The 15,189-nt window shown below is 69.5% G+C and carries 12 protein-coding genes; 5 read left to right on the top strand and 7 right to left on the bottom strand.

Annotation, left to right across the window (positions count from 1 at the left end; all coding sequences use genetic code 11):
• Positions 1 to 241 precede the first annotated feature (241 nt).
• Positions 242 to 1,342, bottom strand: coding sequence for a cell division protein ZapE (gene zapE / locus LRM18_RS05535; protein WP_049465448.1), 1,101 nt, complete (start codon positions 1,340 to 1,342; stop codon positions 242 to 244).
• Positions 1,339 to 2,010, bottom strand: coding sequence for a CocE/NonD family hydrolase (locus LRM18_RS05530; RefSeq protein WP_270952191.1), 672 nt, complete (start codon positions 2,008 to 2,010; stop codon positions 1,339 to 1,341). The genes zapE and LRM18_RS05530 overlap by 4 nt, the downstream gene beginning before the upstream one ends.
• Before the next feature lie 43 nt (positions 2,011 to 2,053).
• Here LRM18_RS05530 and LRM18_RS05525 point away from each other — a divergent pair, with 43 nt between their 5' ends.
• Entirely contained in the window at positions 2,054 to 2,911 is an 858-nt protein-coding gene (locus LRM18_RS05525; RefSeq protein ID WP_057494532.1) for an EamA family transporter, read from the top strand.
• Positions 2,912 to 2,970: 59 nt separating this feature from the next.
• Here LRM18_RS05525 and LRM18_RS05520 read toward each other — a convergent pair whose 3' ends face one another.
• The 3 genes from LRM18_RS05520 to LRM18_RS05510 all read right to left on the bottom strand — a co-directional run bounded on the left by LRM18_RS05520 (position 2,971) and on the right by LRM18_RS05510 (position 6,095).
• Complete coding sequence (locus tag LRM18_RS05520; protein ID WP_270952188.1) at positions 2,971 to 4,416, bottom strand: ExeM/NucH family extracellular endonuclease; 1,446 nt, start codon at positions 4,414 to 4,416, stop codon at positions 2,971 to 2,973.
• A 346-nt stretch (positions 4,417 to 4,762) separates the two neighbouring features.
• A complete protein-coding gene (locus LRM18_RS05515) occupies positions 4,763 to 5,281 on the bottom strand; it encodes a c-type cytochrome (protein WP_049467966.1) in 519 nt (172 codons plus the stop codon).
• Positions 5,282 to 5,477: 196 nt separating this feature from the next.
• A complete protein-coding gene (locus LRM18_RS05510; RefSeq protein WP_197639350.1) occupies positions 5,478 to 6,095 on the bottom strand; it encodes a TetR/AcrR family transcriptional regulator in 618 nt (205 codons plus the stop codon).
• 159 nt (positions 6,096 to 6,254) lie between these two features.
• On the opposite strand from LRM18_RS05510, the gene LRM18_RS05505 reads away from it, so the two are divergent.
• From LRM18_RS05505 to LRM18_RS05495, 3 genes are read left to right on the top strand one after another with little or no spacing between them, the layout of a single operon-like run.
• The gene (locus LRM18_RS05505) at positions 6,255 to 7,418 is read left to right on the top strand and encodes an isovaleryl-CoA dehydrogenase (protein ID WP_053461863.1); all 1,164 of its coding nucleotides are present in this window, start codon (positions 6,255 to 6,257) and stop codon (positions 7,416 to 7,418) included.
• Between the two features lie 10 nt (positions 7,419 to 7,428).
• The gene (locus LRM18_RS05500; protein ID WP_049467972.1) at positions 7,429 to 9,039 is read left to right on the top strand and encodes a carboxyl transferase domain-containing protein; all 1,611 of its coding nucleotides are present in this window, start codon (positions 7,429 to 7,431) and stop codon (positions 9,037 to 9,039) included.
• Between the two features lie 41 nt (positions 9,040 to 9,080).
• The gene (locus tag LRM18_RS05495; protein WP_064239590.1) at positions 9,081 to 11,063 is read left to right on the top strand and encodes an acetyl/propionyl/methylcrotonyl-CoA carboxylase subunit alpha; all 1,983 of its coding nucleotides are present in this window, start codon (positions 9,081 to 9,083) and stop codon (positions 11,061 to 11,063) included.
• A 19-nt stretch (positions 11,064 to 11,082) separates the two neighbouring features.
• Here the strand turns inward: LRM18_RS05495 and LRM18_RS05490 are convergent, their stop codons facing one another.
• Positions 11,083 to 12,249: a putative peptide maturation dehydrogenase gene (locus tag LRM18_RS05490; protein ID WP_270952181.1), complete on the bottom strand. Its 1,167-nt coding sequence runs from the start codon at positions 12,247 to 12,249 to the stop codon at positions 11,083 to 11,085.
• Between the two features lie 138 nt (positions 12,250 to 12,387).
• Between LRM18_RS05490 and LRM18_RS05485 the strand changes: the two genes are divergently transcribed.
• On the top strand, positions 12,388 to 12,684 hold the full coding sequence (locus LRM18_RS05485; protein ID WP_049467976.1) for an NHLP-related RiPP peptide: 297 nt from the start codon (positions 12,388 to 12,390) through the stop codon (positions 12,682 to 12,684).
• Positions 12,685 to 12,691: 7 nt separating this feature from the next.
• Here LRM18_RS05485 and LRM18_RS05480 read toward each other — a convergent pair whose 3' ends face one another.
• Entirely contained in the window at positions 12,692 to 15,184 is a 2,493-nt protein-coding gene (locus LRM18_RS05480) for a putative peptide modification system cyclase (RefSeq protein WP_053461861.1), read from the bottom strand.
• Between the last annotated feature and the right edge of the window lie 5 nt (positions 15,185 to 15,189).

Genomic DNA, 15,189 nt, shown 5'->3' with positions numbered 1-15,189 from the left:
AACCCTGTGGATAGATCGTGGGCAGCCGGTGGAAATCCGGTGGAGGCCGGGATCACCCGCCGGGCAGCGACGCGAGGCCGTATGTGTCAGCCGGCCGGGCCGGAAGAGCGGCCGCAGGGAAACGCCGTTGCGCCCTCCCCCCGGTCACGGCGCGGCCGATGCCGGCCAGCGGCCGGCACTACCGGAATCCCAGGGGGGGGCGTGCCGGCCGCTGGCCGGCAATGCACGCCCGCAGAGTCGCTCACGCCCGGTGCGGGGTGCCTAGGTACTCGGCGCTCTGCATCTCGATCAGGCGCGAGGCGGTGCGCTCGAAGGCGCCCTGCAGGCGCTGGCCGGTGTACAGCTCGATCGGCGAGGTGCTGGCGGTGCAGACCAGGTTGACATGGCGGTCGTACAGCTCGTCGATCAGGTTGACGAAGCGGCGCGCGGCATCCTCATTCAAGCGGTCGAAGGCGGGAATGCCGCCCAGCAGCACCGTGTTGAACTCATGCGCGATCTCGATGTAGTCCGACGGCCCACGCGGGCCCTCGCACAGCGCGGCGAAATCGAACCAGGCGATGCTCTTGCCGCGGCCCCGGACCGGGATCTTGCGGCCCTCGATCTCGATGTTGCCGGGCTTGGCCGGCTGGCCGCCGCTCAGTTCGCTCCAGCGCGTGGCCAACCAGTCGTCGCTGTCGGCCGCCAGCGGTGCGCGGTACACCGGCGAGCGGGTCAGCGCGCGCATCCGGTAGTCCTCGGTGCCTTCGGCATACAGCTCGACGCAGAAGCGCTGCAGCAGGCCGATGGCCGGCAGGAAGCTCTCGCGCTGCAGGCCGTTGAGGTAGAGGTTCTCCACCGCGGTGTTGGAGGTGGTGACCAGGGTCACGCCCTCGGCGAACAGGCGCTCCAGCAGCCGCGCCAGCAGCATCGCGTCACCGATGTCGGTGACGAAGAACTCGTCCAGCACCAGCACGCGCAGGTTGCTGCGCCATTCCTGGGCGATCTTCGCCAGCGGGTCGCTCTGGCCCTGGTGCTCGCGCAGGCGCTCGTGGACGCTGCGCATGAAGCGGTGGAAGTGGGTGCGGTACTTCTGCCTGATCGGCAGGCCGTCGTAGAACAGGTCGACCAGGAAGGTCTTGCCGCGGCCGACGCCGCCCCAGAAGTACAGGCCCTTGACCGGCTCGGGCTTTTTCCAGAACGAGGACAGGCGGTCCAGCCAGCCGTCCTCGGCACTGTCCAGCAGGGCCAGGTGGATGCGGTCCAGCTCGGCCAGCGCCGCATGCTGGGCCGGATCGTCCTGCCAGTCACCGCGGGCGACCCCTTCCGCGTACCGCTGCGACGGGGTCAGCTCGGTTGTACTCATGCCGCCGCGCCCAGCCAGTGCTTCACGCCGTGGGTCAGCGCGCCACGCAGGTCGATCAGCTTGCGGTGGAAGAAGTGGCTGGTCTCGGGCATGCGCACCAGCTCATGCGGGAACTCCAGCGTGTCCAGCCACTGGTAGACGGCCTGCGGATCGACGATCTCGTCCTGCTCGCCCTGGATCACCAGCCAGCGCGCCGGCGGCACGATGCCATCGAAATCCCAGCGCCCGGCCGGCGGGGCGATCGAGATCAGCGCTTCCGGCTGCAGCGCGGCGGCGGCCTTCAGCGACACGAACGAACCGAAGCTGAAACCGGCCAGCCACAGGCGGTCGTGCGGGCGCTGGCTGCGCACCCAGGCGGCGACCGCCTTCAGGTCGTCCTGCTCGCCCACGCCGCCATCGAAGGTACCGGCCGAAGCGCCGACGCTGCGGAAGTTGAAGCGCACCGTGGCGATGCCCAGCTCGCGCAGGGTCGTGGCGGTCATGGTGACCACCTTGTTGTGCAGGGTGCCGCCCTCGGTGGACAGCGGATGGCAGACGATGGCCACGATCGGCTGTGCCGGCACGTCGGCCTTGGGCAGGTCGACGACCACTTCCAGCGGGCCGGCCGGGCCGTCCAGTTCGAGGCAGGCGGTTTCGCCGAGGGCGACGGGGAACGAAGGCTTGTGCATGGCACCATGATACCGTCCCCCGCCCCTGCCCTGTGCCCGTCCCATGCTCTTCCTGTCTTTAGCCGTGATCTGCAGCGTGCTGGTTTCGGTGTTGTTGAAGATGGCCGGACGCCGCCAACTGGATGTTGCGCAGATGGTCACCTGGAACTATCTGGTGGCGGCAACGCTCACCGCCGTGGTGCTGCAGCCGCCGCTGGATGCGCTGCGCGCGCCACATGCCCCGTGGCTGTCCTTGCTGGCGCTGGCGGTGGTGCTGCCCTCGATCTTCCTGGTGCTGGGCCGCGCCGTGGCGGTGGCCGGCATCGTCCGCAGTGACGTGGCGCAGCGCTTGTCGCTACTGCTGTCACTGGCCGCCGCGTTCCTGTTCTTCGGCCAGACCGCCACGCCGTGGAAGCTGGCCGGGCTCGGCCTGGGCCTGCTGGCGATGGTGGCGATCAGCCTGCGCCCACGCGGGCCGGTGGTCGCGTCCGCGCCCGGCGGCTGGGGCTGGCTGCTGGGGGTATGGGCCGGGTTTGCGGTGGTGGACGTGCTGCTCAAGCAGGTGGCGCTGTCCGGCACGCCGTCGATGGCGGCGGTGCTGGCCAGCTTCAGCGTGGCCTTCGTGCTGATGCTGGCGTTGCAGCTGTGGCGGCACTTCAGCGGTCGCAGCCGGCTGGCCTGGCGCAACCTGGGCGCGGGCGCGCTGCTGGGCCTGCTCAATGGCGGCAACATCCTCTTCTATGTACACGCGCACCAGGCGATGCCGGACAGCCCGGCCACCGTGTTCGCCGGCATGAACATCGGGGTGGTGGTCTTGGGCGCGCTGGTAGGTGTGTTCGCCTTCGGCGAGGCCACCACGAAGTGGAACCGCGCGGGGCTGGCACTGGCGGTGCTGGCGATCGGGTTCATCGCCTGGGGGTGAGCGATACCCGGGGTCGGATCCCATTCCCACGGAATGGGATCCGACCCCGGCCTGGGGCGTTACTTGTCGAAGCCCAGCAGCAGCGGGTCGTGGTCGGAGCTGCGCCACGGGCCCTGCACGTTGCGGCCCTGGTAACCGCTGGCGTCCTGCTCGTCGGCGTTGCTGTGCCATTCGGCGGCACCGCGCAGGCGCTTGGCCATGCCCGGGTTCAGCAGGGCGTGGTCGAGACGGCCGGTGTAACCGTTGTAGACGTAGCTGTAGGGATGCTCGACCTTGGCCACCTTGAACGCGTCCTGCCAGCCCAGGTCACGCAGGGTGCGGATCGGGTCCTCCATCGCGTAGGCGTTGAAATCGCCAAGCAGCACCGCGTCCCTGGCACCGGTACCGGTCGGGTCGGTCTGCAGCCAGGCGTGCAGCTGCTGCGCCGAGGTCACCCGGGTGGCGTTCCAGCAGCCCTGGTTGTCGTTGTGGTCGGCGTCGGCACCGCTCGCATCGCGGCAGCCCTTCGACTTGAAGTGGTTGGCGACCACCACGAACGGCGCACCGTGCTTGCCCTGGAAGGCCTGCGCCAGCGGCACGCGGCTGTGCTCGACGAACGGGCCGCCGGTCAGTGTGGCCGGCTTGCCCAGCGGTTGCAGTCGGTTGCTGCGATAGATGATGCCGACCCGGATCGGGTTGTCGCCGGGGCCGTTGCCGGCGTCGACGAAGCGCCAGTCGCCCTGCGCGCCGCGGTCGCGGTTGAGCGCATCGACCAGTTCGGCGATGGCCGACTGCGGGCCGTAGCCGTCGTTCTCCAGTTCCATCAGCGCAGCGACATCGGCGCCCAGCGCGTTGACCGTGGTGAGCAGCTTGGCGAGCTGCGCCTTGTGCTCGTCCAGCGTGCGCGCGCCGCGCAACGTCGGGAAGCCACCGCCCTGGCCGTCACCATTGAAGAAGTTCTCCAGGTTGAAGGCGGCCACGTGCAGGCTGCCCGGCACCGTGGGTACTGCCGGGCGCTTCAGTTCCGGCAGCTTCAGCGCGCCTTCGACCTGCAGGCGCGGATGGCCCTGCGCGTCCACGCGCACGATGCCCTCCACGTTGCGCAGCTGCATGCCGGTGCGCAGCACCGGATTGCCCGGCAGGTAGGGCACGCTGGCGGGGTCGCGGGCAGCACGGCCATCTTCCAGCACCAGGCGGCGGCGCTGGTTGTCGGCCATCACCTGCTCATAGCCGGCAGAGCCCGGCGCGGCCACTTCGGTCGGCTGCCAGAGGCGGCCATCGAAGGCCACGGTGAGCTGGCCGAAGCGCTCCAGGCCGTCGGTACCGGCCAGGGTGAGCGGCGCAGCGATGCGCACGCGCTGCCCATCCAGCGCGCGCCAGTCGGCCGGCGCGGCGGTCAGCACCACCGGGGCGCTGCTGCGCGCGGCAGGGGGCGTCGCGATCGGCGTGGCCTGCGGCTGGGCCTGGGCGAACGCGCCGGCCGGCAGCAGCAGGGACAGGGCAAGGGCGAAGGAGCGGCGGTGCATCGACGGGCGATTCCTGGGAAGAGGGCGCACAGACTAACCCTGAAATGCGAAGCCCCGCCTGCAGGCGGGGTTTTGAGCTTGGTGGGCAAAGCCACCGGCGGCGGACGGAGAACGACCGGGGCAATGGGGCGACCGGCGGGTAGAGTCGACTGTCAGTCGACTATCGCGCGCAGCGCGGGCTTTTTCGGTGGCGTTGGGAAGAGCAGTCGACTAACAGTCGACTCTACCCCCGTTCCGCGGTTCCGCCATCCGGTTCGGCCGTTCCCCGCTCCGCGGTTCCGCCATCCCGTTCGGCCGTTCCCTGTTTCGACGTTTCCGCCGTTTTGCGGTTTGGCCGTTCCGGCGGTTACTTCAGGTTGGCCAGCATCCAGTCCACGGTGGCGTGGATCTGTTCTTCGGTCAGCGCCGGGTTGCCGCCCTTGGGCGGCATGATGCCGCCGTCGGGGCCGGTATAGCCCTCGATGGCGTGCTTGTAGAGGGTGTCCTTGCCCTGCGCGATGCGCTTGTCCCAATGCGAATGGTCCAGCGTCGGTGCCATGCCCACACCGTTGGTGTGGCAGGCGGTGCACAGGTTGTCGAAGATCACCTTGCCATCCTTGGTGCCGCCGTAGGCCACCTGCGACGCCGCCTTGGCCAGCGCGGCGGCCTTGGCCGCGGCCTGCGCGGCGGCGCCGGTGCTGCCGGCATAGACCGCGCCGGTGGGCGAAATGCGCTGTTCGGTGCGCTTGGCCGCAGTGGGCGACACCTCGGGCGGAATCCGGGTGTGCAGGTAGGCGGCAAGGAGGATGAGGCCGAGGGTGATGGTCGCCAGCAGCGCGATCACCATGGAGAAGCGTTTCAGGAACTCCAGATCGTAATTCCGCACTCTTCGTTACCCCTGGCTGATAGTCGTTGGACCACGGCTGAGCGACTGCGTGATGGACCGAGTATAGAACGCGCCTTGCGTGCGACAACAGGCGTCGATGCTGGTGCGGCGCAGCATGCCGGGGGCTGGGGTCAGATCCCTTTTGCGCCGCAAAAGGGATCTGACCCCAGCAACAGAAGCCGGCCAGCGGCCGGCGCTACCGGATTACCGGGGCGCCGATCGCGCGCAGGCAGAAGCCGCAGATCGCATCCACCAGCGCATCCTCGTCGCGGTGCGCTTCGCGGCTGGGTGCGGTGGGGCCGACCATCGCCTCGGTGAAGGCACCGACCAGGCAGGCGGCGGCCACATGCGCGTCCTGCGCCGGCAGTTCGCCGGCCGCCACGCCTTCTTCGACCAGCCGCAGGAACACGTCGCCAAACGCACGGCGGCCGCGCATGCGCTCGGCCTCCACGTCCGGATCGACCGGTTCGACGATGAAAGCGTGCGCCAGCCCCGGCCCGGCCAGGGCGCGGCGGACGAAGGCGGTGATCGCCAGCCGCAGGCGCTCGCTGGCCGCCTCCGGGCCACTGGCGATGCGCTCCATGATCGCGACCTCGTGGGCCACGGCGGCGTTGAGGACCTCCACGAACAGCTCGGCCTTGGACGGGAAGTGGCGGTAGATCAGGCCAGTGGACACCCCCGCCTGGGTCGCCACGGCGGTCACCGGGGCGTTGCGCCAGCCGCCGGTCGCGACCAGTTCGCGGGTGGCCAGCAGGATCCGTTCACGGGCGCCCGCCAGGCGTTCTTCCATCAATGCAGAGCGTTTATAGGCCATGTTCTGATTCTAGTTTCAATTTTTGAATTCGTATTCACTTCTTATCCGAACCCCGCTACGCTGGGGCCATCGCCCGTGCGGGTGGCGGTCCTGCCGACCGCCGCCCGCTCCCCCGCCGGGTGCGTCCATTCCCTGCCATCCCGCCGTGGAGCCACCACAATGCACGTGCCATCCCTGAACTTCGATCTTGGCGAAGACATCGACCTGCTGCGCCAGAGCGTGGCCCATTTTGCCGCCGCCGAGGTCGCACCGCTGGCCGCCGAGGCCGATGCCAGCAACCAGTTCCCGCTGGCCCTGTGGCCGAAGCTGGGCGAGCAGGGCCTGCTCGGCCTCACCGTGGAAGAAGCATACGGCGGTACCGGCATGGGCTACCTGGCCCACGTGGTGGCGATGGAAGAAATCTCGCGCGCCTCCGGTGGCATCGGCCTGTCCTATGGCGCGCACTCCAACCTGTGCGTGAACCAGCTGCGCAAGAACGGCAATGAGGAACAGAAGCAGCGCTTCCTGCCCGGCCTGTGCGATGGCAGCCTGGTCGGTGCGCTGGCGATGAGCGAGCCGGGGGCCGGCTCGGACGTGGTGTCGATGAAGCTGCGCGCCGACAAGCGCGGCGACCGCTACGTGCTCAACGGCAACAAGATGTGGATCACCAACGGCCCGGATGCCGACGTGCTGGTGGTCTACGCCAAGACCGACATGGACGCCGGCGCCAAGGGCATCACCGCGTTCCTGGTCGAGAAGGGCATGAAGGGCTTCTCCACCGCGCAGAAGCTGGACAAGCTGGGCATGCGTTCTTCGCCCACCTGCGAGCTGGTGTTCCAGGACTGCGAGATTCCCGAAGAGAACGTGCTGGGCCAGGTCGGCGGTGGCGTGCGCGTGCTGATGTCCGGCCTGGACTACGAGCGCGTGGTGCTGTCCGGTGGCCCGCTGGGGCTGATGGCCGCGGCCATGGACGTGGTGATGCCCTACGTGCACGAACGCCACCAGTTCGGCGAACCGATCGGCAGCTTCCAGCTGATCCAGGCCAAGATCGCCGACATGTACGTGGGCCTGGGCGCCTGCCGCGCGTATGTCTATGCCGTGGCGCGCGCCTGCGACCAGGGCCGCACGACCCGCCAGGACGCCGCCGGTGCCATCCTGTACGCCGCCGAGAAGGCCACCTGGCTGACCGGCCAGGCGATCCAGATCCTCGGTGGCAACGGCTACATCAATGAATACCCGACCGGCCGCTTGTGGCGCGACGCCAAGCTGTATGAAATCGGCGCCGGCACCTCGGAGATCCGCCGCATGCTGATCGGCCGCGAACTGTTCCAGCGCACCCTGTAAGGCCACCGCGATGACCGTCCTGACCAGCCAGCTGCAACCGGGCAGCGAAACGTTTGAAAGCAACCGCGCGGCCATGCAGGCCGTGGTCGACGACCTGCATGCCACCCTCGCCCGCACCGCGCTGGGTGGCAGTGAGGCGGCGCGCGCCAAGCACACCGCGCGCGGCAAGCTGCTGGTGCGTGACCGCATCGACGCCCTGCTCGACCCCGGCAGCGCCTTCCTGGAAATCGCGCCGCTGGCCGCGCACGGCATGTATGAAGACGCCGTGCCCGCCGCGGGCGTGGTGGCCGGCATCGGCCGGGTGAGCGGCGTGGAATGCGTGATCGTGGCCAACGACGCCACGGTCAAGGGCGGCACCTACTACCCGATGACGGTGAAGAAGCACCTGCGCGCGCAGGAGATCGCCGAGCAGAACCACCTGCCCTGCATCTACCTGGTCGATTCCGGCGGCGCGTTCCTGCCGCTGCAGGACGAAGTCTTCCCCGACCGCGATCATTTCGGCCGCATCTTCTACAACCAGGCCAACCTGTCGGCGCAGGGCATTCCGCAGATCGCCTGCGTGATGGGCAGCTGCACCGCCGGTGGCGCCTATGTGCCGGCGATGAGCGACGAGACCGTGATCGTGCGCGAACAGGGCACGATCTTCCTCGGCGGCCCGCCGCTGGTGAAGGCGGCCACCGGTGAAGTGGTGACGGCCGAGGAACTGGGGGGCGCCGACGTGCATACCCGCATCTCCGGCGTGGCCGACCACATGGCCGACAACGATCTGCAGGCGCTGGCACGGGTGCGCGCGATCATCGCCCAGCTCAACTGGCGCAAGCCGGAACCGGCGATGGCGGTGCAGGCCCCTGAAGCGCCGTTGCTGCCGGCCCATGAGCTGTATGGCGTGATCCCGGCCGATACGCGCAAGCCCTACGACGTGCGCGAGGTGATCGCGCGGCTGGTGGATGGCTCGCGCTTCGACGAGTTCAAGCCGCGCTACGGCGCAACGCTGGTGACCGGTTTCGCCCATCTGAACGGCTACCCGATCGGCATCATCGCCAACAACGGCATCCTGTTCTCCGAGTCGGCCCTGAAGGGCGCGCACTTCATCGAGCTGTGCACCCAGCGCAACATCCCGCTGGTGTTCCTGCAGAACATCACCGGCTTCATGGTCGGCCGCAAGTACGAACAGGGCGGCATCGCCAAGGACGGCGCCAAGCTGGTGATGGCGGTGGCCTGTGCCAAGGTGCCCAAGTTCACCGTGGTCATCGGCGGCTCGTTCGGTGCCGGCAACTACGGCATGTGCGGCCGTGCGTACTCGCCCAACTTCCTGTGGATGTGGCCGAACGCGCGCATCGGCGTGATGGGCGGCGAGCAGGCCGCCAGTGTGCTGGCCACGGTCAAGCGCGATGGCATCGAAGCCAAGGGCGGCCAGTGGCCGGCGGCGGAAGAGGATGCCTTCAAGGCACCGATCCGCGACCAGTTCGAACAGCAGGGCCACCCGTACTACGCCAGCGCGCGCCTGTGGGACGACGGCGTGATCGATCCGGCCGACACCCGCCAGGTGCTGGCGCTGGCGCTGTCGGCCAGCCTCAACGCCGCCCCGCAGCAGACGCGCTTCGGCGTGTTCCGCATGTGACCCGTGCCATGACCGAGCACGCTCCTATGAAGCACGTTGCCATGTTCAGCAAAGTCCTGATCGCCAACCGCGGCGAAATCGCCTGCCGCGTCATCGCCACCTGCCGCCGCCTCGGCATCGCCACCGTGGCGGTGTACTCCGATGCCGACCGCAACGCACGCCATGTGCGCCTGGCCGACGAAGCCGTCCACATCGGCCCGGCCGCCGCACGCGAGAGCTACCTGCGTGGCGATGCCCTGCTTGACGCCGCGCGCGCTACCGGCGCAGAGGCCATCCACCCCGGTTACGGCTTCCTGTCGGAGAACGCCGACTTCGCCGATGCCTGCGCCGCCGCCGGCATCACCTTCATCGGGCCACCGCCCAGCGCGATCCGTGCGATGGGTGACAAGAGCGCGGCCAAGGCGCTGATGGCCAAGGCCGGTGTGCCGCTGACGCCGGGTTACCACGGTGACCAGCAGGCGCCGGACTTCCTGCGCGCACAGGCCGATGGCATCGGTTACCCGGTGCTGATCAAGGCCAGCGCCGGTGGCGGTGGCAAGGGCATGCGCAAGGTCGAGCGCAGCGAGGACTTCGTCGATGCGCTGGCCAGCTGCCAGCGCGAGGCAGCCTCGGCGTTCGGCAACGACCACGTGCTGGTCGAGAAGTACGTCGAACGGCCGCGCCATATCGAGATCCAGGTGTTCGGCGACAGCCACGGTGAAGCGGTCTACCTGTTCGAGCGCGATTGCTCGGTGCAGCGCCGCCACCAGAAAGTCCTGGAAGAGGCTCCCGCCCCAGGCATGAGTGCCGAGCGCCGCGCCGCGATGGGCCAGGCCGCGGTCGATGCGGCGCGCGCGGTGGGCTACGTCGGTGCCGGCACGGTGGAGTTCATCGCCGGTCCGGACGGCGATTTCTACTTCATGGAAATGAACACCCGCCTGCAGGTCGAGCACCCGGTCACCGAATACATCACCGGCACCGACCTGGTGGAGTGGCAGCTGCGCGTGGCTTCGGGCCAGCCGCTGCCGCTGCGCCAGGACCAGCTGGCCATCCATGGCCACGCGATCGAAGCGCGGCTGTACGCCGAAGATGCCGATCGTGGCTTCCTGCCGTCCACCGGCACCCTGCGCCGCCTGCGCCTGCCGGCAGCGTCGGCCCACGTGCGCGTCGATACCGGCGTGGAGGAAGGCGACAGCATCACCCCGTACTACGATCCGATGATCGCCAAGCTGATCGTCTGGGACGTGGACCGCGACGCCGCGCTGCGCCGCATGAGCCAGGCACTGGCCGACTGCCAGGTGGTGGGCGTGACCACCAACGCTGGTTTCCTGCGCCGCCTGGTGAATACCGGTTCGTTCGCGCAGGCCAGGCTGGATACCGCGCTGATCGAACGCGAACAGGCGGCATTGAGTGCCGTCGGCGATGCGGGTGCGGACCTGTGGCTGCTGGCCGCCGTGGCCGCAGTGGCAAGCACGGCACCCGCCAGCACCGACGCGCGTGATCCGCATTCGCCGTGGCAGTCACAGGGTGGCTGGCGCCTGGGCGCGTGCGCGCCGCGCGTGCTGCCGCTGCAGCAGGGCGAGCGCCGGCACACGCTGAAGGTGTGGGCGCAGGCCGATGGCTGGCGCGTGCAGTGCGATGACGCAGCACCGGTGCGGGTGATCGGCACGGCCGATGTACGCGGGCTGGCGGTGCAGCTGGGCGGGCGCCGCTGGACACTGCAGCTGCTGCGTGACGGCGACCAGCTGTACCTGTTCGGTGCCGATGGCCAGCATCGCTTCACCCTGCACGATCCGGTCAGTGAATCGGACCATGCCGTGGCCGACGCCGGCAGCCTGCTGGCCCCGATGCCGGGCAAGATCGTGGCCACGCTGGTCGCTGCCGGTACCGAGGTCAAGCGCGGTACGCCGCTGGTGGTGCTGGAGGCAATGAAGATGGAGCACACCCTGCAGGCACCGGCCGATGGCACGGTGAAGGGGTACCGTGCCAAGGCCGGCGACCAGGTCGGCGACGGCGCGGTGCTGGTGGACTTCGAGGCGGCCTGATCGCCGGGGCGGCGGCCGCTCAGGGGCCGTCGCCCGCCACCACCCGCCCGGCCGGATCGAATTCGGCCGTATCCAGCGTGGCGCTGCGCCAGCCCAGGCCACAGATGGCCATCGCGCTCTGGCCGATGCCATCGAAGCCGAAGGCACGATCGACATCGGCATCGTTGATCGCCGCGGTCACGAACGCTGCCAGCCCGCGCTCGGTGGCGCACAGGTACAGCAACTGCGAAATGTGGCCCACGTCCAGCGTCACCGCACGGTGCGCCTTGGCATGGTTGCGGTACTTCCAGAAGCAGCGGTCATAGCGCGGCGCCAGCACCAGCAGCGCCGGCGCATCGGCGAACCACGCCTGCCCGGACAGCATCCGCCGTGCCATCGCAGGCAACGCCTGCGGCGGCGGCGACGGCAGCGGCAGCACGGCGTGCTGCACCGGATGATAGTGGTACAGGCCCGGTGCCAGTCCTTCCACGTTCTGCACCAGCAGGAAGCCCTCGGTGGGATGCAGGCCGCCACCGGAAGGCACGTTCTTCTTCAGGAACTCGGTATCACGCTCGACCTTCTGCACCGCGTGGGCCATCAGCGTGCGCTGCAGCACCTGGGCCAGCAGCGGCAGTGGCAGCGCGCGCTGCGGGTCGAAGTTGCGGCAGGTCATGCGGCGCGCCAGCAGGGCGTCGAACGCCGCCTCTTCGCTGCGCGGCAGAGGCTGGTAGTCGCCCTGCATCGGCTGCACCACCGGCGGCGGCGGCCCGAGGCGCTGGCGCAGGCCGGCGGCGGTGTCCAGGCCCTGCCGGCGCATGTCGTCCACGCTGTCCACGGCCTGCCAGCGCGCGTGGCGATGGGCCAGCGCGGCCAACGGCCACCACTGGCTGCGCCGCAGCGCCTCGTCGCGCATCTGGTGCCCCACCTCGCTCGGTGGGTCGGTCAGCAGCAGGCCCTGTTCGACCAGGCGGGCCAGCATGGCCGGGGACGCATCGGCCGGCGGTTCGCTCCAGCGGTGCGCGCTGAGCTCGCCCAGCAGCTGGCGCTCCTCGGCATCGACCGGCAGCGGCTGGTCCAGATGGGCGGCCAGCGCCACCCAGCTGATCTGGCTGTCCATCTCGGCATGGCCGGCCAGCATCGCGCGCAGGTCCAGGGTGACCGCCTCGCGCGGCTCGAACATCAGGCTGGCGCAGCGGCGCAGGCGCATCGGTTTCCTTCCTTGTGCCGCACAGCCGGCATAGCAGCAACGACCGCAGCGCGGCCAACTTTAGCGATGTGCACCGCCCGGCCCTCAATGGCAGGCTGTCGCGGCCGATACGAGTAGCTCCACCTACGGACGTTCCCCATGAGCACCCATCCCCGCCTCTCCGCTGCGGACGCCAGCACCCTGCTGGACCATCTGATCGGCAATGACGACTTCCGCCGCCACTTCACTGCTGCGCCGGGCGAGGCGCTGGCCTCGATCGGCCTGGATGCGGCCGTCGGTGAAAGCGACTGCATGAAGATCGACACCCTGGCCCCGGTCGAGGAGCTGCGCCGGGTGCGCGATGCACTGCAGGCCCATCTGTCCGGTTCGGTGGCAGCCATGACGGTGGTGTTCTGCTTCGAAGCGGGCAGGGTCGGCGAACGCATCGACGGTTGAGCCGCCATCAGGGTGCGCCCGTCGCGGCCGGCGTCGCCCAGGTCGAGACGTCATGCACGTTCAGCGGTTGCCATACCTGCAGCGCGGTGACCTCGGCAATCGCCCGGCCACGGTGCTGGGCCAGCCAGGCCTGCTGCCGGCGCACGGCCGCGTCGTCGCCCTGCGCACGCAACGCGAGCAGCAGCACCACGTGGGCCTGCACCGGCTCGTTGCCGTCGAGCATCGGCTCGATCAGGGTACGGGCGGCATCCGGTCGCTGCATCTGCAGCTGATCCTCCGCGCTGACGATGCGCAGCCAACGTTCCGCGACCGGACTGCGCAGGCTGCGCAGCAGCGGCCGCTGCTCGTCCAGCCAGCGCCTGGCCAGCTCGAACTGGCCCTGGCGCTGGGCCAGGTGCACCAGCGCCAGCCATTGCAGGCCACGCGCATGCAGCATGGGATCATCGCGCTCCTGCAGCATCGGCTGCAGCAGTGCGGCAGTCGCCTGTAGTGCGGTCCGGTCCGCCGTGCCGCACAGCGCCGATACGCTGGCGTGCTGCAGCCGCTGCTGCACCTGGAAGTCGACCAGCGTCGGCGCCGGTGCGTCTTCGCGTACCGCCTGCTGCATGGCCGCGCAATCGCGCTGCGCGGCCGCCAGCAGCAGTTGCGCGCGCAGCTTCATGCGCTGCTGCAGGGCATCGGCGGCACGGATCTGCGGCAGCAGTTGCGCGGCCTTGGCGTACTGGCCCTGCGCGACCAGCACGTCCACGCCGGTCTCATCGGCATCATCACGACCGCGCAGGACCTGTGCCTGGGCCAGCGTCTCGGCCGCCAGCTGCGGCTGGTTGGCGGCGATCTGTATCCGCACCAGGTGGACCAGCGGATACAGGCGCAGCGGATCCTGCGGCACCGCGGCCGCACGCGCATAGGGTTCGGCCTCGCTGAACTGGTTGGCCTGCAACAGGTACCAGGACGTGTTGGACAGCCCGGCGAACGAATCCGGATAGACCTTGGCCAGCGTGCGCCAGTGCTCCAGTGGCCAGCCACCGGGCTCCAGCTCGGCCATCCAGGCCTTCAGGTACAACCGCTCGCGTGGCGGCAGGCGATCCTGCAGGTCCAGCGCGTGCTGCATGGCTTCGCGCGCGCGCCGCCCTTCCTCGACGCGCGCATGCAGCTTGGCCACGCCCATGTAGGCCAGGGCGAAACCGGGATCGATGTCGATCGCGGCCTGGTAGAGGTTGCGTGCCTCCTCGAAGCGACGCTGGCCCAGCGCGCTTTCGGCCAGCGCGAACGCACGCAGCGCGCGCAGGTCCTGGGTCGAAGCGCGCGGCAGCGGTAGCGATTGCTCGAGGCTGGCCACCGACTCGCCCAGTCCGCGACGCAGGCGACCGACCACGTCGTCCACCGCGAACACCATCTGGTCGGATCGATCGGCGGTGGCGGTGAAGGTCTGGATCACCTGGCCACTGCCCGGCGCGGCAACATCGATGGCCAGCTCGTAGCCACCGATCTTCTGCCGCACGGTCGGCAGCAGCACCGCGCGCGCGCCCTCACGCACCGCCACATCGACCGCGGTATCGCGGTTGAGCCGGGTATCGCCCGAGAGCCGCGCCATTTCCAGGCTTTCGCGGATCTTGCCTTCCGACAGCACGTTCACGTAGCGCGACTGCTCCAGCGCGATCCGGATCGCGTGCCGCATCGAGTCATCGAAGATCGGATCGCCGGTGAGGTTGTCGACATCGCCAAGCACCACCCAGTCACGTTCGGCGAAGGCAATGGCCGGCTCCGACCGCAGCAGCAGCCAGCCGCCGAGCACGGCCGCGGCCAGGATCAGGCCTTCGGCGGCCATCACCAGCGGTTGCCGCCACAGCGGCAGGTCGCGGCGCGCCTTGGCGTTGGCGCGCGGCATGCGCAGCGGCGCCGAGCCGATCTCGCCCACTTCGATCACTTCCTGCACCACCGGCACGCCCTTGAAGCGCCAGCGCCCGTGCGACTTCCACAGCAGGCGCGCGCCACGCTCACCCAGTGCATCGGTGGCGCGGCGGGTGAGCGATTCGGCGACCGCCGACAGCAGGATCTGGCCGGGGCGGGCCAGCGTCATCAGGCGCGCGGCCATCGGCTTGGCCAGGCCTTCCACTTCCATCGACTTGGCACCGGCGCGAACCGCTTCGGCGCTGTTCTCCCAGGTCAGCACGTCGCCCACGTGCAGGCCGGCGCGCGCGCGCAGTTCAATCGCGCGCTGCTGGCCCAGCGCGTGCAGTTCGCGCTGGTAGTCCAGGGCGAAGCCCAGGGCGTCGACGGCGCGCTCGAACAGCATGAACAAGCCATCGGAGCGATCGATCAGCTGGCCGTTCCAGCGCTGCTGCAGCACCAGTACCAGGCGGTCGTGTTCCTGGAACAGGCTTGCCGCCGCCACATCGCCGATCCGCTCGACCAGCTGCAGCGAATCACACAGATCGGTGAACAGCAGGGCGCGTAGCTGGGGGCTATGCGGGGCTGACGTTCCGTTGTCGCCATTCATCGCCT

Origin of the sequence: Stenotrophomonas sp. PI_27, assembly GCF_027854495.1 — a bacterium.
Taxonomy (GTDB): Bacteria; Pseudomonadota; Gammaproteobacteria; order Xanthomonadales; family Xanthomonadaceae; genus Stenotrophomonas; species Stenotrophomonas pavanii.
This window is presented reverse-complemented; position numbering and strand designations above follow the sequence as displayed.

Bases quoted from the DNA above. Each gene is read 5' to 3' on its own strand.
- LRM18_RS05500 (WP_049467972.1), top strand. From the start codon at position 7,429: ATGACCGTCCTGACCAGCCAGCTGCAACCGGGCAGCGAAACGTTTGAA.
- zapE (WP_049465448.1), bottom strand. From the start codon at position 1,342: ATGAGTACAACCGAGCTGACCCCGTCGCAGCGGTACGCGGAAGGGGTC.
- LRM18_RS05495 (WP_064239590.1), top strand. From the start codon at position 9,081: ATGTTCAGCAAAGTCCTGATCGCCAACCGCGGCGAAATCGCCTGCCGC.
- LRM18_RS05480 (WP_053461861.1), bottom strand. From the start codon at position 15,184: ATGAATGGCGACAACGGAACGTCAGCCCCGCATAGCCCCCAGCTACGC.
- LRM18_RS05485 (WP_049467976.1), top strand. From the start codon at position 12,388: ATGAGCACCCATCCCCGCCTCTCCGCTGCGGACGCCAGCACCCTGCTG.
- LRM18_RS05525 (WP_057494532.1), top strand. From the start codon at position 2,054: ATGCTCTTCCTGTCTTTAGCCGTGATCTGCAGCGTGCTGGTTTCGGTG.
- LRM18_RS05520 (WP_270952188.1), bottom strand. From the start codon at position 4,416: ATGCACCGCCGCTCCTTCGCCCTTGCCCTGTCCCTGCTGCTGCCGGCC.
- LRM18_RS05510 (WP_197639350.1), bottom strand. From the start codon at position 6,095: ATGGCCTATAAACGCTCTGCATTGATGGAAGAACGCCTGGCGGGCGCC.
- LRM18_RS05505 (WP_053461863.1), top strand. From the start codon at position 6,255: ATGCACGTGCCATCCCTGAACTTCGATCTTGGCGAAGACATCGACCTG.
- LRM18_RS05530 (WP_270952191.1), bottom strand. From the start codon at position 2,010: ATGCACAAGCCTTCGTTCCCCGTCGCCCTCGGCGAAACCGCCTGCCTC.
- LRM18_RS05490 (WP_270952181.1), bottom strand. From the start codon at position 12,249: ATGCGCCTGCGCCGCTGCGCCAGCCTGATGTTCGAGCCGCGCGAGGCG.